Source organism: Streptomyces sp. NPDC057939 (assembly GCF_042887545.1).
Lineage (GTDB): Bacteria > Actinomycetota > Actinomycetes > Streptomycetales > Streptomycetaceae > Streptomyces.
This window is the reverse complement of the sequence record NZ_JBHVPG010000038.1, coordinates 14,886-35,949: the sequence shown is the minus strand read 5'-3', so window position 1 is coordinate 35,949 and position 21,064 is coordinate 14,886. Positions and strand designations below refer to the sequence as shown.

The 21,064-nt window shown below is 71.1% G+C and carries 21 protein-coding genes; 12 read left to right on the top strand and 9 right to left on the bottom strand.

All coding sequences use genetic code 11. The annotated features are described in order from the left end of the window. Positions 1 to 33: 33 nt before the first annotated feature. The 3 genes from ACFVS6_RS30825 to ACFVS6_RS30815 all read right to left on the bottom strand — a co-directional run bounded on the left by ACFVS6_RS30825 (position 34) and on the right by ACFVS6_RS30815 (position 1,829). A complete protein-coding gene (locus ACFVS6_RS30825; RefSeq protein ID WP_281206264.1) occupies positions 34 to 609 on the bottom strand; it encodes a TerD family protein in 576 nt (191 codons plus the stop codon). A 126-nt stretch (positions 610 to 735) separates the two neighbouring features. Next, entirely contained in the window at positions 736 to 1,194 is a 459-nt protein-coding gene (locus ACFVS6_RS30820; protein WP_385572275.1) for a peroxiredoxin, read from the bottom strand. Positions 1,195 to 1,403: 209 nt separating this feature from the next. Then, on the bottom strand, positions 1,404 to 1,829 hold the full coding sequence (locus ACFVS6_RS30815; RefSeq protein ID WP_281206266.1) for a DUF3052 domain-containing protein: 426 nt from the start codon (positions 1,827 to 1,829) through the stop codon (positions 1,404 to 1,406). A gap of 426 nt (positions 1,830 to 2,255) precedes the next feature. Between ACFVS6_RS30815 and aceE the strand changes: the two genes are divergently transcribed. Together aceE and ACFVS6_RS30805 are read left to right on the top strand one after the other, a co-directional pair. Then, a complete protein-coding gene (gene aceE, locus ACFVS6_RS30810) occupies positions 2,256 to 5,003 on the top strand; it encodes a pyruvate dehydrogenase (acetyl-transferring), homodimeric type (protein WP_389708981.1) in 2,748 nt (915 codons plus the stop codon). 85 nt (positions 5,004 to 5,088) lie between these two features. Then, positions 5,089 to 5,916 carry a potassium channel family protein gene (locus ACFVS6_RS30805; protein ID WP_389708979.1) on the top strand — a complete coding sequence of 276 codons (828 nt, stop codon included), beginning with the start codon at positions 5,089 to 5,091 and terminating at the stop codon, positions 5,914 to 5,916. Here the strand turns inward: ACFVS6_RS30805 and ACFVS6_RS30800 are convergent. Both ACFVS6_RS30800 and ACFVS6_RS30795 read right to left on the bottom strand, forming a co-directional pair. Then, positions 5,897 to 6,289, bottom strand: coding sequence for a peptidase inhibitor family I36 protein (locus ACFVS6_RS30800; protein WP_389708977.1), 393 nt, complete (start codon positions 6,287 to 6,289; stop codon positions 5,897 to 5,899). The genes ACFVS6_RS30805 and ACFVS6_RS30800 overlap by 20 nt on opposite strands. Positions 6,290 to 6,489: 200 nt before the next feature. Continuing rightward, positions 6,490 to 8,097: an MFS transporter gene (locus ACFVS6_RS30795; RefSeq protein ID WP_389708975.1), complete on the bottom strand. Its 1,608-nt coding sequence runs from the start codon at positions 8,095 to 8,097 to the stop codon at positions 6,490 to 6,492. Positions 8,098 to 8,215: 118 nt separating this feature from the next. Here ACFVS6_RS30795 and ACFVS6_RS30790 point away from each other — a divergent pair, with 118 nt between their 5' ends. The 3 genes from ACFVS6_RS30790 (at position 8,216) to ACFVS6_RS30780 (ending at position 11,261) form a co-directional block, all read left to right on the top strand. Beyond that, positions 8,216 to 8,893 (top strand): TetR/AcrR family transcriptional regulator, encoded by a 678-nt coding sequence (locus ACFVS6_RS30790; protein WP_389708973.1) that lies wholly within the window; start codon positions 8,216 to 8,218, stop codon positions 8,891 to 8,893. Positions 8,894 to 9,177: 284 nt separating this feature from the next. Then, complete coding sequence (locus ACFVS6_RS30785) at positions 9,178 to 10,317, top strand: alpha/beta hydrolase (RefSeq protein WP_389709064.1); 1,140 nt, start codon at positions 9,178 to 9,180, stop codon at positions 10,315 to 10,317. Between the two features lie 98 nt (positions 10,318 to 10,415). Then, positions 10,416 to 11,261, top strand: coding sequence for a DUF4429 domain-containing protein (locus ACFVS6_RS30780; protein WP_389708971.1), 846 nt, complete (start codon positions 10,416 to 10,418; stop codon positions 11,259 to 11,261). 61 nt (positions 11,262 to 11,322) lie between these two features. Here the strand turns inward: ACFVS6_RS30780 and ACFVS6_RS30775 are convergent, their stop codons facing one another. Both ACFVS6_RS30775 and ACFVS6_RS30770 read right to left on the bottom strand, forming a co-directional pair. Beyond that, a complete protein-coding gene (locus ACFVS6_RS30775) occupies positions 11,323 to 12,363 on the bottom strand; it encodes an aldo/keto reductase (RefSeq protein WP_389708969.1) in 1,041 nt (346 codons plus the stop codon). Then, positions 12,360 to 12,752, bottom strand: a complete 393-nt coding sequence (locus ACFVS6_RS30770; protein ID WP_389708967.1) for a MerR family transcriptional regulator — start codon at positions 12,750 to 12,752, stop codon at positions 12,360 to 12,362. The genes ACFVS6_RS30775 and ACFVS6_RS30770 overlap by 4 nt, the downstream gene beginning before the upstream one ends. A 96-nt stretch (positions 12,753 to 12,848) precedes the next feature. Here ACFVS6_RS30770 and ACFVS6_RS30765 point away from each other — a divergent pair, with 96 nt between their 5' ends. Continuing rightward, positions 12,849 to 13,664, top strand: coding sequence for a serine hydrolase domain-containing protein (locus ACFVS6_RS30765; RefSeq protein ID WP_389709062.1), 816 nt, complete (start codon positions 12,849 to 12,851; stop codon positions 13,662 to 13,664). Positions 13,665 to 13,698: 34 nt separating this feature from the next. Here ACFVS6_RS30765 and ACFVS6_RS30760 read toward each other — a convergent pair whose 3' ends face one another. Next, positions 13,699 to 14,358 carry a pirin family protein gene (locus ACFVS6_RS30760; RefSeq protein ID WP_389708965.1) on the bottom strand — a complete coding sequence of 220 codons (660 nt, stop codon included), beginning with the start codon at positions 14,356 to 14,358 and terminating at the stop codon, positions 13,699 to 13,701. 81 nt (positions 14,359 to 14,439) lie between these two features. Here ACFVS6_RS30760 and ACFVS6_RS30755 point away from each other — a divergent pair, with 81 nt between their 5' ends. The 5 genes from ACFVS6_RS30755 (at position 14,440) to fabF (ending at position 19,332) form a co-directional block, all read left to right on the top strand. After that, on the top strand, positions 14,440 to 15,651 hold the full coding sequence (locus tag ACFVS6_RS30755) for a CdaR family transcriptional regulator (protein WP_281206276.1): 1,212 nt from the start codon (positions 14,440 to 14,442) through the stop codon (positions 15,649 to 15,651). An 89-nt stretch (positions 15,652 to 15,740) separates the two neighbouring features. Then, positions 15,741 to 16,658 (top strand): ACP S-malonyltransferase, encoded by a 918-nt coding sequence (locus ACFVS6_RS30750; RefSeq protein ID WP_383999671.1) that lies wholly within the window; start codon positions 15,741 to 15,743, stop codon positions 16,656 to 16,658. Positions 16,659 to 16,677: 19 nt separating this feature from the next. Continuing rightward, positions 16,678 to 17,682: a ketoacyl-ACP synthase III gene (locus ACFVS6_RS30745; protein WP_389708963.1), complete on the top strand. Its 1,005-nt coding sequence runs from the start codon at positions 16,678 to 16,680 to the stop codon at positions 17,680 to 17,682. Positions 17,683 to 17,737: 55 nt separating this feature from the next. Continuing rightward, entirely contained in the window at positions 17,738 to 17,986 is a 249-nt protein-coding gene (locus ACFVS6_RS30740; RefSeq protein ID WP_281206279.1) for an acyl carrier protein, read from the top strand. A gap of 80 nt (positions 17,987 to 18,066) precedes the next feature. Further along, positions 18,067 to 19,332 carry a beta-ketoacyl-ACP synthase II gene (gene fabF / locus ACFVS6_RS30735; protein WP_389708961.1) on the top strand — a complete coding sequence of 422 codons (1,266 nt, stop codon included), beginning with the start codon at positions 18,067 to 18,069 and terminating at the stop codon, positions 19,330 to 19,332. 83 nt (positions 19,333 to 19,415) lie between these two features. Here the strand turns inward: fabF and ACFVS6_RS30730 are convergent, their stop codons facing one another. Continuing rightward, a complete protein-coding gene (locus ACFVS6_RS30730; RefSeq protein WP_281206281.1) occupies positions 19,416 to 19,910 on the bottom strand; it encodes a DUF3145 domain-containing protein in 495 nt (164 codons plus the stop codon). 248 nt (positions 19,911 to 20,158) lie between these two features. On the opposite strand from ACFVS6_RS30730, the gene ACFVS6_RS30725 reads away from it, so the two are divergent. Then, positions 20,159 to 21,061, top strand: coding sequence for an SGNH/GDSL hydrolase family protein (locus tag ACFVS6_RS30725; RefSeq protein ID WP_389708958.1), 903 nt, complete (start codon positions 20,159 to 20,161; stop codon positions 21,059 to 21,061). Positions 21,062 to 21,064 lie beyond the last annotated feature (3 nt).

The window sequence follows — 21,064 nt, the reverse complement described above, 5'->3', positions numbered from 1 at the left end:
TGCACGGCGCCGGACTGACTGACTGCTGTTGGCTCAGACGTTGACGCCGAAGTCCTGCGCGATGCCGCGCAGGCCCGAGGCGTAACCCTGGCCGATGGCACGGAACTTCCACTCCGCGCCGTTGCGGTAGAGCTCGCCGAAGACCATGGCGGTCTCGGTCGAGGCGTCCTCGGAGAGGTCGTAGCGGGCGAGCTCGGTGTTGTCGGCCTGGTTCACGACGCGGATGTACGCGTTGCGGACCTGACCGAAGCTCTGCTGCCGACCCTCGGCCTCGTAGATCGAGACGGGGAAGACGATCTTGGCGACATCGGCGGGTACGCCGGCGAGGTTGACCTTGATGGCCTCGTCGTCGCCCTCGCCCTCACCGGTGGTGTTGTCACCGGTGTGCTCGACCGAGCCGTCCGGGCTCTTCAGGTTGTTGAAGAACACGAAGTTCGAGTCGCTGGCGACCTTGCCCTGGTCGTTGGTCAGGATCGCGCTGGCGTCGAGGTCGAAGTCGACACCGGTGGTGGTGCGAGCATCCCAGCCCAGACCGACGATGACCGCCGTCAGGTTAGGCGCGGCCTTGGTCAGCGAGACGTTGCCGCCCTTGCTGAGGCTGACTCCCACGGGTCCTCCATTGGGTATGTGTCTGGGGCGGGGCCCCGTCGTGCGGTTGCTACCGGATCAACGTTCTGATCCTAGTGACGGGTTCCCGTTCGTACACGGTTTTGGTACGGAATCTGCCCGAGGGCATCAGAGGCTGTCGAGGGCCTTGATGTACTCGTTCAGGTCACGCGCGTCGGGCAGTCCGTTGACCACGGTCCACCGCACGACGCCGTCCTTGTCGATGATGAAGGTGCCGCGGACGGCACAGCCCTTGTCCTCGTCGAAGACCCCGTAGGCGCGGGAGGTCTCCCCGTGCGGCCAGAAGTCGGACAGCAGGGGGTAGTCGAGGTTCTCCTGCTCGCCGAAGACCCTCAGGGTCGGCACGGAGTCGTTCGAGACGGCGAGGAGCTGGACCTCGTCGTTCTGGAAGCGGGGCAGGCGGTCGCGCAGCTCGCACAGTTCGCCGGTGCAGACGCCGGTGAAGGCGAACGGGTAGAAGAGCAGCACCACTGCCTTCTCGCCCCGGAAGTCGGAGAGCCGCACGGTGGCACCGTGGTTGTCCTTGAGCTCGAAGTCCGGAGCCTTGTCGCCGACCTCGATGGCCATCTCTCGTATCCCTTCGTTTCTGCATTCCTGCATTCCCGCACGTGCGCTTTGGACCGTTCGGGTGAGAGCCCGCCGGTCCCGGGGGTCAGCCTATGGGGTGACCGGCCCGTCCGGGCGGGCGCGTGCGCCCCCGAAAACGACCGCGCCCCGCCGACCTCGGGGTGATCCGGGTCGGCGGGGCGGGTCCGCTCGTCTGCGGGGGGGTCGGCTCAGCGCTTCTTGGCGGCGGCCTTCGGGGTCGTCAGCTTGACGGCCGTCCAGTCGTCGCCCACCTTGACGGGCTTCGCCTGGGACAGGCCGGCGGTCTCGACGGCCTCGCTGATGTCGCTGGCCTGCACGAAGCCGTCACGGCCCGTCTTGGGGGTCAGCAGCAGGACGACGGAGTTCTCATCGACCAGTTCGATGGCATCGACCAGCGCATCCGTCAGGTCACCGTCCTCTTCCCGGAACCAGAGGATCACGGCGTCGACCTCGTCGTCGTAATCCTCATCGACGAGTTCGCTGACGTGCTTCTCAACGGCGTCACGGAAATCCTGATCGACGTCGTCGTCGTAGCCGATCTCCTGGACCACCTGTTCGGACTGGAAGCCAAGTCGAGTGACCGGGCTCTCCGCGTGGTCCGCGGTCGCGCTCACGGTGTGCCTCCTGCTCATGTTCGGTGAATGTCTTTCGGCGGCGCGCGTACGCGCAGCATTGGGCGTAGTCCACACGGGCGCGGCGGATCGCGCAAGTACCCGGCCGCCGAGACCGTCGAAACGGTGACGATTGCGGCCGTCTCGCCGCAACTTTCAGGCTTCCCTCATACGCCCCTGGTGATTCATCCCACACCATTCCAGCTCATTCGGCATCGCAGGAGGACTTTCCTACCTGTTTGAGGGACGAACGACCTTACGAACCCGATGATCGACCTGGGCGTAAGGTTGCGAGGTGGACCTGCCCGCTTGTCCGCTCCTTCGCCGCTCCAGGTGTTACCCAGTGGTAGAGGTGAAGATTTCGGTCGAGCGTAAGACCATGGGAGGCGGCGACCCAAGGCACGACTCCCCCGACAGCGAAGGAACAGCGTGGCTTCCGCATCCGATCGCAATCCGATCATCATTGGCGGCCTGCCGAGTCAGGTCCCGGACTTCGATCCGGAGGAGACGCAGGAGTGGCTCGACTCCCTGGACGCCGCAGTCGACGAGCGGGGCCGTGAGCGTGCCCGTTACCTGATGCTGCGGCTGATCGAGCGGGCCCGCGAGAAGCGCGTGGCCGTGCCGGAGATGCGCAGCTCGGACTACGTCAACACCATCGCCACCAAGGACGAGCCGTTCTTCCCCGGCAACGAGGAGATCGAGCGCAAGGTCCTCAACGCCACCCGGTGGAACGCGGCCGTCATGGTGTCGCGCGCCCAGCGTCCCGGGATCGGCGTCGGCGGGCACATCGCCACCTTCGCCTCCTCCGCCTCCCTCTACGACGTGGGCTTCAACCACTTCTTCCGGGGCAAGGACGAGGGCGACGGCGGCGACCAGATCTTCTTCCAGGGCCATGCCTCCCCGGGCATCTACGCGCGCGCCTACCTCCTGGACCGGCTCTCCGAGCAGCAGCTCGACGCGTTCCGGCAGGAGAAGTCGAAGGCCCCGTATGGCCTGTCCAGCTATCCGCACCCGCGGCTGATGCCGGACTTCTGGGAGTTCCCGACGGTCTCCATGGGTCTCGGTCCGCTCGGTGCGATCTACCAGGCGCGGATGAACCGGTACATGGAGGCGCGCGGGATCGCGGACACCTCCAAGTCCCACGTGTGGGCGTACCTGGGCGACGGCGAGATGGACGAGCCGGAGTCGCTCGGCCAGCTGTCGATCGCCGCCCGCGAGGGCCTGGACAACCTGACCTTCGTCGTCAACTGCAACCTGCAGCGCCTCGACGGTCCGGTGCGCGGCAACGGGAAGATCATCCAGGAGCTGGAGTCGATCTTCCGGGGTGCCGGCTGGAACGTCATCAAGCTGATCTGGGACCGGTCCTGGGACCCGCTGCTGGCCCAGGACCGCGACGGCATCCTGGTCAACAAGATGAACTCGACGCCGGACGGTCAGTTCCAGACGTACGCGACGGAGTCCGGCGCGTACATCCGCGAGCACTTCTTCGGCGGTGACCAGCGGCTCCGCGCGATGGTCGAGAACATGAGCGACCAGCAGATCCAGCACCTGGGCCGCGGTGGTCACGACCACAAGAAGGTCTACGCGGCCTACGCGGCGGCCAAGGCCCACAAGGGCCAGCCGACGGTGATCCTGGCGCAGACGGTCAAGGGTTGGACGCTGGGCCCGAACTTCGAGGGCCGCAACGCCACCCACCAGATGAAGAAGCTGACGGTCGACGACCTCAAGCGCTTCCGTGACCGGCTGCACATCCCGGTCACGGACAAGCAGCTGGAGGGCGGCGCCCCGCCGTACTACCACCCGGGCCGCAACTCCCCGGAGATCCAGTACATGCACGACCAGCGCAGCGCGCACGGCGGTTACGTGCCGACCCGCGTGGTGCGCGCCAAGCCCCTCCAGCTGCCGGACGAGAAGACCTACGCGGCCGCGAAGAAGGGCTCCGGGCAGCAGTCGATCGCCACGACGATGGCCTTCGTCCGCATCCTGAAGGACCTGATGCGGGACAAGGAGATCGGCAAGCGCTTCGTGCTGATCGCGCCCGACGAGTACCGCACCTTCGGCATGGACGCGTTCTTCCCGAGCGCCAAGATCTACAACCCGCTGGGGCAGCAGTACGAGGCGGTCGACCGCGAGCTGCTGCTGGCGTACAAGGAGTCGCCGACCGGCCAGATGCTGCACGACGGCATCTCGGAGGCCGGCTGCACGGCGTCGCTGATCGCCGCGGGTTCCGCGTACGCGACGCACGGCGAGCCGCTGATCCCGGTCTACGTCTTCTACTCGATGTTCGGTTTCCAGCGCACCGGTGACCAGTTCTGGCAGATGGCGGACCAGCTGGCGCGCGGTTTCGTGCTGGGCGCGACCGCCGGCCGGACCACCCTCACGGGTGAGGGCCTCCAGCACGCCGACGGTCACTCCCAGCTGCTGGCGTCGACCAACCCGGGTTGCGTCGCGTACGACCCGGCGTACGGGTACGAGATCGCGCACATCGTCAAGGACGGTCTGCGGCGCATGTACGGGCCGACCGAGACGAACGAGCCCGGCGAGGACGTCTTCTACTACCTGACCGTCTACAACGAGCCGATCCAGCACCCGGCCGAGCCGGCGGACGTGGACGTCGACGGGATCCTCAAGGGCATCCACCGGGTGTCGCGGGGCTCCTCCGGGACGATCGGGGCGCAGATCATGGCCTCGGGCGTGGCCGTGCCGTGGGCCCTGGAGGCGCAGCGGATCCTGGGCGCCGAGTGGGGCGTGAAGGCGGACGTCTGGTCGGCGACCTCCTGGAACGAGCTGCGCCGCGAGGCCGTCGCGGTGGAGGAGCACAACCTGCTCCACCCGGAGGAGGAGCAGCGCGTCCCGTACGTGACGCGGAAGCTGTCGGGTGCCGAGGGGCCGTTCGTGGCGGTCTCGGACTGGATGCGCGCGGTGCCGGACCAGATCTCGCGGTGGGTGCCGGGGCCGTACACCTCGCTGGGCGCGGACGGCTTCGGTTTCGCGGACACCCGGGGCGCGGCGCGGCGCTTCTTCCACATCGACGCGCAGTCGGTGGTCCTCTCGGTGCTGACCGAGCTGGCCAAGGAGAACAAGATCGACCGTTCGGTGCTGAAGCAGGCGATCGACCGCTACCAGCTCCTGGACGTGGCGGCCGCCGACCCGGGTGCCGCGGGCGGCGACGCCTGACGGCCGGTCGGTGAGGTGAGGCGACGGCCCCCGGGGACTCCCCCGGGGGCCGTCGTCGTCGTGCCCGGTCCCTACGATGCCCGTCATGAAGGAAACCTCCCGCCTGCTGCTGTGGGAGCGGCGGAGCCAGACCCCGCTGCTCTTCCTGGCCGTGGCGTTCGCCGTCGCGTACGCCGTTCCGATCGTGGTCCCGGACGCCGAGGACCGCGTGCACCGGCTGTGCACGATCACCGAGTGGGTGGTGTGGGCGGCGTTCGCCGCCGACTACCTGGTGCGGCTCGGCCTGTCACCGGCCCGGAAGGCCTTCGTCCGGACGCACTGGCTCGACCTCGCGGCGGTGCTGCTGCCGCTGATCCAGCCGCTGCGGCTGCTGCGGCTGGTGTCGACGTTGATGCTGGTGGGCCGGCGGGCGCGGATGGCGCCGCAGGTCCAGCTGACGACGTACGTGGCCGGCTCGGTGGTGGGCCTGCTGATGTTCGGGTCGCTGGCCGTGCTGAGCGTGGAGCGGGACGCCCCCGAGGGCAACATCAAGAACCTGGGCGACGCGGTGTGGTGGTCCTTCACCACCATGACGACGGTGGGTTACGGCGACCACTCCCCCACGACCGGGCTCGGCCGGGTGCTGGCCGTGGGGCTGATGCTGTCGGGGATCGCCCTGCTCGGTGTGGTGACCGCCAACATCGCCGCCTGGTTCATCGCCCGCTTCGAGCGCGACGATCAGGTGGAGCGGCTCCAGCTGGCGGCCGTGCGCGAACTCCAGGACGAGGTGCGGGCGCTGCGCGCCGAGGTCGCCCGGCTGGGCCCTTGCGCGCCGGCCCCGCCGGCCGGCGCGGCCGGCGGGGGTGACGTACCGCCGTCGCGGACGTCGGAGAGCGCCGCGGTGCCGGCCGGGTCTACCCTTCCCAGACCTTGAACGCCCGTACCTGGTAGGGCGACTGGGGCAGCAGGACGCCGTCGCCCGGGTAGGTCTGGAACTCCCCGGTCTCGGCGCACTCGGCCGACTGGTAGGTGGTCACGGGGCGGCCGGTCCGGTTGACGAGGGACTGGGCGGTGGTGCCGGCCGGCACGGCGGTGCAGCTGTTGACGTCCAGGGTGCTCAGTTCGTGGCTCTGCCGGGCTCCCTTGAAGTCCGGTTTGGCCCACAGGCACAGCTGGCCCGTGGCGCAGGCCGCGTACGGCGGCGGGCCGGCGGCGTGTGCGCGGCCGGCCGTCCCCGGGACGAAGGCGGTGGCGGCCAGGACGGTGGCGGCGAGTGCGGTGACGCGTGCGGTGCTCCACGTACGCATGACGGATCAGCTCCTTGGTGGACGCGCAGCCCCCGGACCGTTTCCGAGGACTTCGTCGCCACCACGCTGACCTGCGAAGACGCCGGTACGGAAGGGGCCGCGGGCGGGTCCACCCGGATAGGCGACAGCCCCGCCGGAACCGTCCGGCGGGGCTGTCGTACGCGCGGGGTTGACCCGGCCGTAACGGCGGGTGGGGTCCGTCAGATGTGGGCCGCGCCCGCCCCCGCCTCGGCGTTGGCGCCGCGCTTGGTGAAGCAGGCGACGACCGCGGCGAGGACCGCGACCACCCCGGCGACGGTGAACGCCGTGCTCATGCCGGACACGAAGGTGTCGTGCGCGACGGCACTGATGGCCTGGGCGACCTGCTCGGGAGCGCCCTCCGGGACGGGCGCGAGGCCGACCTGGACGCCCTTCTCGGCGAGTTCGAGGTCCGCGGGGGCGAGCGGCGGCAGCTGCGCCGCCGCCCACTTGTCCCCGAACGTGTCACCGACCTCGGCAGCCATGACCGCTCCGAGGACGGCGGTGCCGAGGCTGCCGCCGACCTGCATGGCGGCCTGCTGGAGCCCGCCGGCCACGCCGGAGAGCTCCAGCGGGGCGTTGCCGACGATGACCTCGGTGGCGCCGACCATCACCGGGGCGAGGCCGAGGCCGAGGAGGGCGAACCACAGGGACATGGTGAGGGTGCCCGTGTCGGGGGTGAGCCGCGCCATCCCGAAGCAGGCGGCGGCGGTGGCGACCATCCCGGCGACGAGCGGCACGCGCGGGCCGACCTTGGTGATGGCGGCGCCCGCCAACGGCGAGCCGATGATCATCATGCCGGTCAGCGGCAGCAGGTGCAGGCCGCTGTCGACCGGACTCATGCCGTGCACGTTCTGCAGGTAGAAGGTGACGAAGAACAGGCCGCCCATGAAGGCGAAGGCCATCAGGACCATGAGGACCGTGCCCGCGGACAGCGGCAGCGAGCGGAACATGCCCAGGGGGATCAGCGGCTCGGAGACCTTCGACTCCCACACGGTGAAGAGCACGAAGCAGATCACGGACGCGGCGAGGAACAGCAGGGTCTTCGAGTCGCCCCAACCCCACTCGGCGGCCTTGATCAGCGCCCAGATCAGGGAGAACATCGCGACCGACAGCAGCACGATGCCGGGGAGGTCGAAGGAGCGCGGCGCGTTCTCGGCCCGGTGGTCGAGCAGGATGAACAGGCCGAAGGCCAGCGCGACGATGCCGACGGGCACGTTGATGAAGAAGACGGACTGCCAGCTCACGTGCTCGACGAGCAGGCCTCCGACGATGGGTCCGGCGGCGGTCGAGGCGCCGATCACCATGCCCCAGATGCCGATGGCCATGTTGAGCTTCTCGGCGGGGAAGGTGGCGCGGAGCAGGCCGAGGGCGGCGGGCATCAGCAGGGCGCCGAAGAGGCCCTGCGCGACGCGGAAGCCGATGACGAGGCCCACACCGGTCGACAGGCCGATCGCGGCCGAGGAGACCGCGAAGCCGGCGATGCCGATGAGGAAGGTCTGGCGGTGCCCGAAGCGGTCGCCGAGCTTCCCCGCGGTGATCAGGGAGACCGCGAGGGCCAGCAGGTAGCCGTTGGTTATCCACTGGACCTCGGCGAGGCTGGCGCCCAGGTCCTTCTGGATCTCGGGGTTGGCGACGGCGACGATCGTGCCGTCCAGGGTGACCATCATGACGCCGATCGCCACGGCGAACAGAGTGAGCCACGGATGGCCGCGAAGCCCGGACCGGTCCTGCGCCGGGGCGGGTTCCTTGCCCGGCACCTGGTCGTGGACGGTGATCTGACTAGTCATGCGAACAGGCTAGTGACAGCGACTGACACTTCACAAACGGCTCAACGGGGCCATCTTTGTCGCGTGGGTCACAGGTACCCTGACCGCTCACTCTGCGTCAGAAGGGACCCCCGAGGTGATGACCGATCTGCGGCCCGCGCCGGCCGCCCCGGCAGCGGCCGGACTGCGCGAGCGCAAGAAGCGGCGCACCCGGGACGCGCTGCTGCGCGCCGCGCTCCTCCTCTTCATCTCCCAGGGCTACGAACGGACCACGGTCGACGAGATCACCGCCGCCGTCGACGTCTCCCAGCGCACCTTCTTCCGCTACTTCGCGAACAAGGAGGAGGTCGCCTTCGCCGTCCAGGACCTGGTCGAGTCGCACTTCGTGGCCGAACTGCGGGCCCGGCCCGCCGCCGAGGGACCCCTCACGGCGATGCACCGCGCGGTCCTCGCCGCCTGGGACACCGTCGAGGAGGCCATCTCCGAGGTGGTCCCCGTGGACCTGTACATGCGCGGCTACCAGCTGATCGAGTCCACTCCCGCGCTGCTCGCCGTCCACCTGCGGCGCTCCACCGAGCTGGAGGAGGAGATCGCCCGGCTGATCGCCGGCCGCGAGGGCCTCGACGTGGACGCCGATCCCCGGCCCCGGGTGGCCGTCGCCGCCTTCTGCGGCGTGATGCGCGTCACCGGGCGGCTGTGGGGCCAGGGCGAGGACGCCAGCGTGGACGCCATCCGGCGGATGACCGAGGCCTACCTCGACCAGATCGGCCCGGCGCTCGCCGCGGACTGGCGCCGCACCCCCGCCGACCCCGGCTGAGCGGGCCGACGGCCTCCGGCGGCCGCCCCCGGGAACCGTCCCCGACGGGCGGGCGTCGGCCCCGCGACCCCGGTCGAGGGACCGCGACTCTCCGTCGCGGAACGCTCCGCCGGACGGCGACGACCGGCCGTGAGCCCCATCACCTGGCGCGCCGGGGGCTCCGGCGGTCTTTTAGTCTGACTCCAGTGAAACTGTCCGGCCCCGCCCCCTCCACCGCCGCCGCGGTACCCGCGCGCCCCGTCGCCGCCCTGCGCACCCTGCTCGCGCTCGCGGTCGTCCTCGTCATGCTCGCCACCACCGGCTGGACCGCCGTGCACCGCCCCGAGGCGGGCACCCCGCCGCGGGCCGCCGCGCTCGCCGCGTGGGCCGTGGCCCGGATCGACGGCCGGGCCGTACCGCCCGCGGACGCGCCCGTACGGACGGTGGCCCGCTTCTTCGCAGGCCTGGACGGGGCTCAGCGGGCCCGGCTCACCACCGGCTACCCCCTCGTCGTCGGCAACCTCGACGGGACCCCCGCCCACCTGCGCTACGAGGCCAACCGCATCTCCCTGGAACGGGCCGAGGGCATCGAGCAGGAGCGCGCCCACGACGTCGCCCTCACCCCGGCCGACCGGGCCACGGCCCTCCGGCGCGCGCACCGCTTCGCGTCGCTCGCCGACCCGGGCCGCCAGATCCTCACCTTCGACCCCACCGGCGGCGGCCTCGTCGCCGAGGTCTTCGGCGACCTCGACCGGGCCCGCCGGGTCTCGGTGATCGTGCCCGGCGTGGACACCGACGCCGTCACCTTCGAACGCACCCAGCGCCGTCTCACCGCCCCCGCCGGCATGGCCCGTTCCCTGTACGAGGCCGAGCGCGCGGCGGCGCCCGACAGCGCGACCGCCGTCATCGCCTGGGCCGGCTACACCGCGCCCACCGGCGTCGGCGTGGACGCCGCCACGGGCCGGCTCGCCGTCCAGGGCGCCGCCCGCCTGCGGTCCCTGGCCGCCGCCCTGCCCGGCGACGCCGGGGTGGCCCTGTTCTGCCACAGCTACGGGTCCGTGGTGTGCGGGGTCGCCGCCCACGAGCTGCCCCGCCGGGTGACGGACGTGGTGGTCGCCGGCAGCCCCGGCATGCGCGCCGGGAACGTCACCGAGCTGCACACGAACGCCCGGGTGTGGGCCATGCGCGACGAGGGCGACTGGATCGAGGACGTACCGCACCTGGAGCTCGGCGGGCTGGGGCACGGGGCGGACCCGGTCTCCCCGGAGTTCGGCGCGCGGGTGCTGTCCTCGGCGGGCGCCAAGAGCCACACCGGCTATTTCGAGCCAGGTACCACCTCGCTCGACAACTTCGCCCGGATCGGAACCGGCGCATTCGGTTCCGTCGCCTGTGTGGGCGACGGTGACGACTGCCGCCGCGGAATTTCCGGCACGGAGGGTGACTGACGGGGAGGGACGAGCACCCGTCCCGCCCCTCACCGGCAGAACCCCGGAAAAAGCTGGCCCCCCGGCAAGGCAGACGCGCGGGGCCGCGTCCCTTTACGATGTGCCGCATGGGTGACGTACTGGCCGGAAATCATGCCGTCTGGGAGTTCGACTCGGACTCGGTGCTCATCCGCTTCGCACGGGGGATGCGGACGCCACGGCTCTGGCACGCGCTGGGCCCGCGCAGGATCCCCCTCGAAGCGCTGTCCGGGGCGAACGTGACCGCAGGCCGAAGAGACACGGTGATCCTGCGCGCCGAACCGCGGCCCGGCGCCGATCCGCTGATGGAAGCGGCCGCCGGGCAGCTCAAGGACGCCTGCGACCCCTACCGCCTCGTCCTGCCCCGCGACCGGGCGGCCGACGCCGACGCCTTCGCGCACGCCCTCCGCGCACGCCTCGACCCGGACGCCGACCGACCCGCCGACCGGTTCCTCGTCGACGTGCCCGAGCCGCCTCTCCAACTCAAGGCCTACGACGCCCGCGTGGGCTTCGACGGGACCACCGTGACCTTCCAGTGGTCCCGCACCGGCGCGACCAGCACCAAATGGAAGGCCGGCGACCAGCGCTACCCGTTGACCTCCGTCACCGGCGTCGAGTGGACCTCCCCCGACCGCCCGGGCGGCGGCCACCTGCGGCTCGTCCCGCGCGACACCACGACCGACGCCCGACCCGACCACGACCTCGCGGCCGCCGTCTTCGGCGTCGGCTACGGAGCCGTCCACGAATCGCTGCCCTTCGCCGCGGCCGTCCTCGCGGCCCTGGGCGCACGCACCCCCGTCGCCTCCGTCCCGTCGGCCGGCCCCTCCGAGGACGACCGCCTGCGCCACCTGACGGAACTCCACGGAGCGGGCCTCCTCACGGACGCCGAGTACTCGGCGCTCCGCGCGCGCTTCACGCCCTCCTGATCGGGGCCCCGCCGCCGGCGGCTCCTCGCTCGGCGGCTCCGCGGCTCGGGGCGGCGCGGGGTCAGGCCTCGCGGGCCGCCGAGGTGGAGCTCATGTCCGGGTAGCGGTCGCCCGCGACGCCCGCCGCGACCGGCTCCAACAGGGCCAGCTCCTGCGGGGTCAGCGTGATCCGGGTCGCCGCCGCGTTCTCCACGACCCGACCGGGCCGCCGCGTCCCCGGGATCGGGACCACCGTCAGACCGTGCACCGCCGCCCGTTGCTGCACCCACGCCAGCGCGACCTGCGCCGGCGTGACGCCGTGCGCCGTCGCGATCCGGCGGACCGGGGCCAGCAGCTCCGCGTTCGTCCGGGCGTTGTCGCCGGTGAACCGCGGCTGGTACCGGCGGTAGTCCCCGGCCGACAGCTCCACCGAGGCGTCCGCGAAGGCGCCCGTCAGGAAGCCGCGCCCCAGCGGGGAGTACGGGACGAAGGCCACCCCCAGCTCCGCCGCCGCGCCCACCGCGCTGCGCTCGACGTCCCGGCTGAACAGCGACCACTCCGACTGGAGCGCCGCGATGGGATGCACGGCGTACGCCTCGCGCAGCTCCGCCCCCGTGACCTCGCTGAGCCCCAGGTGACGCACCTTCCCCTCCCGCACCAGATCGGCCATGGCGCCCACCGATTCGGCGAGCGGCACGGCCGGGTCCCGGCGGTGCATGTAGTAGAGGTCGATCACGTCCGTGCCGAGCCGCCCCAGGCTGTCCTCGACGGCCCGGCGGACGTACGCCCGGTCGTTGCGGACGCCCCGGTAATGGGGGGCGTCGGTGCGCTCGATGCCGAACTTCGTGGCGAGGGTGATCCGGTCCCGGTGCGCGGCCACGAAGGGCGCGAGGAACTCCTCGTTGGCGCCGCGCCCGTAGACGTCCGCCGTGTCGAAGAGCGTGACGCCGGCGTCCAGCGCCGCGTCGAGGGTCGCCCGGGCCGCCGCCTCGTCGGTGTCCCCGTAGAACTCGCTCATGCCCATGCAGCCCAGGCCCTGGACGCCGACGACCGGGCCGCCCTTGCCCAGTTCGGTCCGCTCGATGGTGAAGTGCCGCTCGTGTTCGTACTGGTTCCGCGTCATGACCCCGCCTTCCCCGCGATCGTTCTCATCTCGTACATCCCGATCTTGAAATCCAGTACGGCGAGGGCGTCCGTCAGCTCCGTGATCCGCGACCGCACCTCGGTACGGGTGCGTTCCAGCAGCTCACGGCGCTGCTCGACGGTGTGCTCGCCCTCGCGGACCAGTTCCGCGTACCGGACCATGTCCGCCACCGACATGCCGGTGGCCCGCAGCTTGCCCACGAAGGACAGCCAGTCGAGGTCCCGCTCGCTGAACCGACGCTGCCCCGAGTGGGAGCGGTCCACGTGCGGCATCAGACCGATCCGCTCGTACCAGCGCAGCGTGTGCTGGGTCAGACCCGTCCGGGCCTCGACCTCGCTGATCGTGTACCGCGTCTGCGTCAGGCTCATGCCCCCACGCTAAAACCTTGGAGTGCACTCCAAGCAAGTAGGCTCGGCCGCATGGACAGCGCGGAGAGCACGGCGAGCACGGGGACCGGTAGCGGCATGGACAGCCTGCGGATCATCGACACCTGGCCGGTACCGACCGCCGCGGCCGCGGTCGTGCGCGCCGACGGCGGCCTCGCCGGCTCGCACGGGCCCCTCGACCGGCGCTTCCCGCTCGCCTCGGTCACCAAGCCGCTCACCGCGTACGCCGCCCTCGTCGCGTATGAGGAGGGCGCGATCGAGCTGGCCGAGCCGGCCGGTCCCGAGGGGTCGACGGTCCGTCACCTCCTCGCGCACACCAGCGGACTGGCCTTCGACGAACACCGCGTGATGGCCCCGCCCGGACAGCGCCGGCTGTACTCCAACGCCGGTTTCGAGCTGCTCGGCGATCACATCGCGAAGGCGACGGGGATCCCCTTCGCCGAGTACCTGCACCAGGCCGTGTTCGAGCCGCTGGGCATGACCTCCTCCGCCCTGGAGGGCTCGCCCGCGAAGGACGGCGTCTCCACCGTCTCCGATCTGGTGCGCTTCGCCGCCGAGCTCCAGGCACCGCGCCTGCTGGACGTGCGCACGGTCGCCGAGGCCACCTCCGTGGTCCACCCCGGCCTCAAGGGCGTCCTGCCCGGCTACGGGCACCAGTCGCCCAACGACTGGGGCCTCGGCCTGGAGATCCGCGACGGCAAGTCCCCGCACTGGACCGGCCTGCACTCCTCGCCGCGCACCTTCGGCCACTTCGGCCAGTCCGGCACCTTCCTGTGGGTGGACCCGGACGCCCGCGCCGCGTGCGTCGCGCTGACGGACCGCGCCTTCGGCCCGTGGGCCGCGGAGGCCTGGACCCCGTTCACCGACGCGGTCCTCGCCGAGCTGCGCGGCTAGGCCGTCCCCTTCTCACCTCGTCAGGTCCGCGCCGTCACAGCGGCAGCTCCCAGATCAGCAGCTCCCCCGGGGAGCCCGCGGTGACCTCCAGGCCCTTCTCGGCGGTGATCCGCGCCGAGTCCCCGGGGCCCAGCTCCTCCCCGTCGAGGCGCAGGTCCCCCCGTACGACGTGCAGGTAGACCCGCTCCGCGTCCGGTACGGGTACCCGCTGGCCCGCGGCCGGCCGCCGGACGTGCAGCACCGCCCCGGCCGCCGGTACCTCGTACGGGGTGCCGTCCGCCAGGCCGCGCACCAGCTCGTACGAGGGTTCCCCGCCGGCGGTGAGCGGCGCCAGCCACGTCTGCACGAACCTCAGCGGTGCGGCCCCGTCGTTGCGCTCCACGTGCCGGGCCCCGGAAGCGGCGCCGAGCCGCTGTACGTCACCGGGCCGCACCAGGCCCGTGTCGCCGGTGACGCCGTCCCGGTGCGTGAGCTCGCCCTCGATCACCCAGGTGACGATCTCGGTGTTGCTGTGGGGGTGCTCGTCGAAACCCGCGCCGGGCGCGAGGCGCTCCTCGTTGCAGGCGAGCACCGGGCCGAAGCGGATGTTGTCCGGGTCGTAGAAGGACCCGAAGGAGAAGGCGTGCCCGGTGGTGATCCCGGCGCCCGGATCCCCTCCGGCGTACCGGTCGGCGGCTCGGCGTACATCAATCATGGGGGCCACCGTAGCCCGAGGGGTGGGACGGGGCGCGGGACCGGAGTCCGCGCCGGGGCGCTGATAAGGCAGTCTTGTCCCGTGCCCCAACCCGAACGTGAGCAGTCACCCGACACCCGTCCCGCGCATCCGGCCCATCCGCACGCCGCGACGCTGCGCCGGCTGGAGAAGTCGTCCGGCCGGCTCGCCGCCAACGCCATCGCGCGCATGGACGAGACCCTTCCGTGGTACCGGGCGATGCCGCCGGAGAACCGCTCGTGGATCGGTCTGGTGGCCCAGGCCGGCATCGCCGCGTTCACGGAGTGGTTCCGGCACCCCGAGACGCCGCAGGCGATCTCCACCGACGTGTTCGGGACGGCTCCGCGGGAGCTGACCCGGGCGATCACCTTGCGTCAGACCGTCGAGATGGTGCGGACGACGATCGAGGTCATGGAGACCGCGATCGACGAGGTCGCGGCCCCCGGCGACGAGTCGATCCTGCGCGAGGCCCTGCTGGTGTACGCCCGGGAGATCGCCTTCGCGACCGCCCAGGTGTACGCGCAGGCCGCCGAGGCGCGCGGGGCGTGGGACGCCCGTCTGGAGTCCCTCGTCGTGAACGCCGTGCTGTCGGGCGAGGCGGACGAGGGCGCCCTGTCCCGGGCCGCCGCGCTCGGCTGGAACTCGCCGGAGCACGTGTGCGTGGTGCTGGGCACCGCGCCGGACGGTGACAGCGAGCTGACGGTCGAGGCGATCCGGCGTGCGGCCCGCCACCACAAGTTGCAGGTGCTCACCGGGGTGCTCGGCGACCGTCTCGTGGTGATCGCGGGTGGCAGCGACAACCCGATGCAGGTGGCGAAGTCGCTGATCGGGCCGTTCGCGGCCGGTGCGGTGGTGGCGGGGCCGGTGGTCCCGGACCTGTTGAACGCGACGAAGTCCGCCCAGGCTGCGGCGGCCGGCCTGAAGGCCTGCACGGCGTGGCAGGACGCTCCTCGACCGGTCCTGGCGGACGATCTCCTGCCGGAACGCGCGATCGCGTCGGATCCCTCGGCCAGGGAGCAGCTGGTGGAGGAGATCTACAGACCGCTGGAGGAGGCGGGCTCCGCCCTCCTGGAGACGCTGAGCGTCTATCTGGAGCAGGCGAGCAGCCTGGAGGGGGCCGCGCGGATGCTGTTCGTGCACCCCAACACGGTGCGCTACCGGCTCCGACGTGTGACCGACGTCACCGGATGGTCACCGTCCGATGTCCGCTCGGCGTTCACACTGCGAATCGCCCTGATCCTGGGGCGTCTGGCCGACGGGGATCCGCAGTCCTAGACTTTTGTCGGACATCAACAATTACCCCGACGGTTCTTCGTCCCTGTCCCCACGGGCGGCGGGGACCATCCACAAGAGAGAGTGTGAGGGTGCTCGTACTCGTCGCTCCAGGCCAAGGCGCTCAGACGCCCGGCTTCCTGACTCCCTGGCTCGAACTCCCCGGTGCCGCAGACCGCGTCGCCGGCTGGTCGGACGCCATCGGGCTCGACCTTGCCCACTACGGCACGAAGGCCGACGCGGACGAGATCCGCGACACGGCCGTGGCACAGCCGCTGCTCGTCGCAGCGGGTCTGCTGTCCGCTTCCGCGCTCGGCGCGTCCTCGGCCTTCGGTGCCGTGGCGGGCCACAGCGTCGGCGAGATCACCGCGGCCGCGGTCGCGGGCGTACTGTCCGACGCGGACGCGCTGTCGTTCGTCCGGACCCGCGGTCTGGGCATGGCCGACGCGGCCGCCGTCACCGAGACCGGCATGGCCGCCGTCCTCGGCGGCGACCAGGACGTGGTGGTCGCACATCTGGAGAAGCTGGGGTTGACCCCGGCCAACATCAACGGAGCGGGCCAGATCGTGGCCGCCGGTACCGTCGAGCAGATCGCCGCCCTGGTGGACGAGAAGCCCGAAGGCTCCATGAAGGTCGTCGCCCTCAAGGTCGCGGGCGCATTCCACACGCACCACATGGCCCCCGCGGTCGCCGAGCTGGAGAAGGCCGCCCAGGCCCTCACGCCGGCCGACCCGGTCCTGAAGTACGTGTCGAACAGGGACGGCCTCGTCATCGATTCGGGCGCCGACGTCGTCGCCCGCCTGGTCGGCCAGGTCGCGAACCCGGTCCGCTGGGACCTGTGCATGGAGACGTTCGCCTCGCTGGGCGTTTCCGGGATCGTCGAGCTGTGCCCCGGTGGCACGCTGACGGGTCTCGCCAAGCGCGCCCTCAAGGGTGTGCCGAGCGTGGCCCTGAAGACGCCGGACGATCTCGAAAAGGCCGCGGCGCTCCTCGCCGAGCACGCGGCCTGAGAGAAGGAGCCCACACAGCATGTCCAAGATCAAGCCGGCCAAGGGCTCCCCGTACGCCCGCATCCTGGGTGTCGGCGGCTACCGTCCGACCCGTGTGGTGCCCAACGAGGTCATCCTGGAGACGATCGACTCGTCCGACGAGTGGATCCGGTCCCGGTCCGGCATCGCCACGCGGCACTGGGCCGGCCCGCACGAGACGGTCGCCCAGATGTCGGTGGAGGCGTCCGGGAAGGCGCTGGCCGATGCCGGGATCGCTCCGGAGCAGATCGGCGCCGTGATCGTCTCGACGGTCTCGCACTTCAAGCAGACGCCGGCCGTGGCGACGGAGATCGCGCACCGCGTCGGTGCTGTGAAGCCCGCCGCGTTCGACATCTCCGCGGGCTGTGCCGGTTTCGGCTACGGCCTGACCCTCGCCAAGGGCATGGTGGTCGAGGGATCCGCCCAGTACGTCCTCGTCATCGGCGTGGAGCGGCTCTCGGACCTGACCGACCTGGAGGACCGCGCGACGGCCTTCCTGTTCGGTGACGGTGCGGGCGCCGTGGTGGTGGGTCCGTCGGACGAACCGGCCATCGGCCCCACGGTGTGGGGTTCGGAGGGCGACAAGTCCGAGACCATCAAGCAGACCGTGCCGTGGGACGAGTACCTCGGCAAGGGCGGCGGGGAGAAGTTCCCGGCCATCACGCAGGAGGGTCAGGCGGTCTTCCGCTGGGCCGTCTTCGAGATGGCCAAGGTGGCCCAGCAGGCGCTCGACGCCGCCGGGATCACCGCGGAAGACCTGGACGTCTTCATTCCGCACCAGGCGAACATGCGGATCATCGACTCGATGGTGAAGACTCTGAAGCTGCCGGAACACGTCACGGTCGCCCGTGACGTGGAAACCACCGGCAACACGTCGGCCGCCTCGATTCCGCTCGCTATGGAGCGGCTCCTGGCGACCGGAGCGGCGAAGAGCGGCGACACCGCGCTCGTCATCGGCTTCGGGGCGGGACTCGTCTACGCCGCGACGGTCGTTACCCTCCCCTAGGGTCGGAATCCGTTCCGCCCCTGATCAACCCATTCAGCTATAGAAGGAGCGCCACATGGCCGCCACCCAGGAAGAGATCGTCGAAGGTCTCGCCGAGATCGTCAACGAGATCGCCGGTATCCCGCAGGAGGACGTCCAGCTCGACAAGTCCTTCACCGACGACCTGGACGTCGACTCCCTGTCCATGGTCGAGGTCGTCGTCGCCGCCGAAGAGCGCTTCGACGTCAAGATCCCGGACGAGGACGTCAAGAACCTCAAGACGGTCGGCGACGCCGCGGACTACATCCTGAAGAACCAGGCCTAAAGCCTGCCGAGCGTTTGTCGCCACCTGGCGGTGGCGCCGTGACAATTCAGCACCCCCTGAGACGTGGAGAAAGAATTCCTGTGAGCCCGACCAATCGCACCGTGGTCGTCACCGGTATCGGCGCAACCACTCCGCTGGGTGGCGACAGCGCTTCGACCTGGGAAGGCCTGCTCGCCGGCCGGTCCGGTGTCACGCCCCTGGAGGGCGAGCGGTTCGCCGAACTCCCGGTCCGCATCGCCGCGCAGGCAGCCGTGGATCCGAGCGAGGTACTGCCCCGCCCCCTGGCCCGCAAGCTCGACCGTTCGGCGCAGTTCGCCGTCATCGCCGCCCGTGAGGCCTGGGCCGACGCCGGCTACACCGCTCCGGCGGGCGAGGACGACTCGATCGTTCCCGAGCGTCTGGGCACCGTGATCGCCTCCGGCATCGGCGGCGTCACCACCCTGCTCGACCAGTACGACGTACTGAAGGAAAAGGGTGTGCGCCGGGTCTCCCCGCACACCGTCCCCATGCTCATGCCGAACGGCCCGTCGGCCAACGTCGGTCTTGAGGTCAACGCCCGCGCCGGTGTGCACACCCCGGTCAGCGCGTGCGCGTCGGGCGCCGAGGCCATCGGCTACGCCGTCGAGATGATCCGTACGGGCCGTGCCGACGTGGTCGTCGCGGGCGGCACGGAGGCGGCGATCCACCCGCTGCCCATCGCCGCGTTCGCCAACATGATGGCGATGTCGAAGAACAACGAGGACCCGACCGGCGCCTCCCGTCCGTACGACAAGGGCCGTGACGGCTTCGTCCTCGGCGAGGGCGCGGGCGTCGTGGTGCTGGAGTCCGCGGAGCACGCCGCGAAGCGCGGCGCCCGCGTCTACTGCGAGGTGCTGGGCCAGGGCCTGTCCGCGGACAGCCACCACATCGCGCAGCCGGAGCCCACGGGCCGCGGCGTGGCGGCGGCGGTGCAGAACCTGCTCGACAACACCAACCTGGACCCGTCCGAGCTGGTGCACCTGAACGCGCACGCCACGTCGACCCCGCAGGGCGACACGGCCGAGCTGAAGGCCCTGCGCAAGGTCCTGGGCGACGACCTCGACCACATCGCGATCTCCGCGACCAAGTCGATGACCGGTCACCTGCTGGGTGGCGCGGGCGGCATCGAGACGGTCGCGACCGTCCTGGCGCTGTACCACCGGATCGCCCCGCCGACGATCAACGTCACCGAGCTGGACGACGACATCGACGCGGACATCGTGCGCGGCGAGCCGCGCAAGCTGCCCGTCGACGGCCCGATCTCGGCGATCAACAACTCCTTCGGCTTCGGCGGCCACAACGTGACGCTCGCGTTCCGCTCGGTCTGACCGGAGTCCCGTACGACGCGAAGGGCCCCGTCCGGCTTCTGCCGGGCGGGGCCCTTCGCGTACCCGCCTCGTCGGCGGCGGTGTCAGACGACTTGGTGGAGCCAGCGGACCGGGGCACCCTCACCGGCGTACCGGAAGGGTTCCAGTTCGTCGTCCCAGGGCTTCCCGAGGAGCTTGGCGATCTCGGCTTCCAGGTTGGTCTCGCCGCGCACGGACCGGGCGAGGGCGGCGCGCAGCCGGTCCTCGGGGATCAGGATGTCGCCGTGCATGCCGGTGACGGCGTGGAAGATGCCGAGTTCCGGCGTGGAGCTGTAGCGCTCACCCTCGGCGGTCGGGCAGGGTTCGGCGGTCACTTCGAAGCGGAGCAGGTGCCAGCCGCGCAGTGCGGAGGCGAGTTTCGAGGCGGTGCCCGCCTCGGCCTGCCAGGAGAACTCGGCTCTCCAGGTGCCGGGGGAGGCGGGCTGACGGATCCAGTCGAGGTTCACCCGCACCCCGAGCACGCCCGCTACAGCCCATTCCACATGCGGGCAGAGCGCGCGCGGTGCGGAATGCACGTACAGAACTCCACGTGTCGTCACCGGGACCTCCAGTGTGGGACGAGGTCGGGAATAAACTCCAGAAAACGGACAGTATGTGACGTGATGTAATGTAACGGAAATTATTTGACATTGCGCATCGGCAGTGGCGGCCGAAACGCCACGGGAAAAAGCTACCGTGCGCCAGGGGTCATGGTGTGACGTACGGTCGCTCCGAGGCCGGTAAACACAGAGCATTCACTCAGCAGGACGCCCCTGAAGGACAAGGGGCGACGAGGGAGGACCACCCCATGCGCACCACCGCTCCGCGCCGCCGCGCGCGCCGCGCCCTCGCGGGCGCGGGCGTGGCGGTGGCCGTCCTGGCCGCGTCCGTCACGGCATGTGATGAGAGCGGTCCGGCGGACGGGGGCGAGCGGGGGGCGCAGGCCGCCGCCGCGCCGCGCTGGAACACCGCCCCCACCTCGATCGCCGCCGTCGGCGATTCCATCACCCGCGGGTTCGACGCCTGTTCGGTGCTGGCGGACTGCCCGGAGGCCTCCTGGGCGACCGGCAACGATCCCCTGGTCCACTCCCTCGCCACCCGGCTGCTCGGCGAGGCGCAGGCGCCCGCGCGCAGCTGGAACCACGCGGTGACCGGCTCCCGGATGGCGGACCTGTCGGCGCAGCTGACCGCGGCGGCCGCGAACAAGCCCGACCTGGTCACGGTGATGGTGGGCTCGAACGACGCCTGCCGGCCGACGGCTTCGTCGATGACTCCGGTGGCGGAGTTCCGAGACGGGTTCGACAAGGCCCTCAAGGAGCTGCGGGCGGCGTCCCCCTCCTCCCAGGTGTACGTGTCCTCCGTGCCCGACCTCCAGCGGCTGTGGGAGCAGGGCAAGGACAGCCCGATGGTCCGGCAGATCTGGAAGCTGGGCATCTGTCAGTCCATGCTGGCCGAACCGCTGTCGGCGACCGCGGGGGCCACGGCCCGCCGGGAGCAGGTGCGGGCGCGGGTGGTCGAGTACAACGAGGTGCTGCGCGAGGTGTGCGGGAAGGACGCGCTGTGCCGCTACGACGGCGGCGCCGTGTTCCAGTACCCGTTCGCGGCTGATCAGTTGAGCCACTGGGACTGGTTCCACCCGGGCAAGAACGGTCAGGCGCGGCTCGCCGAACTGGCGCACCGGCAGGTGACGGCGGCCGAGCCGCCGCGTTGACGC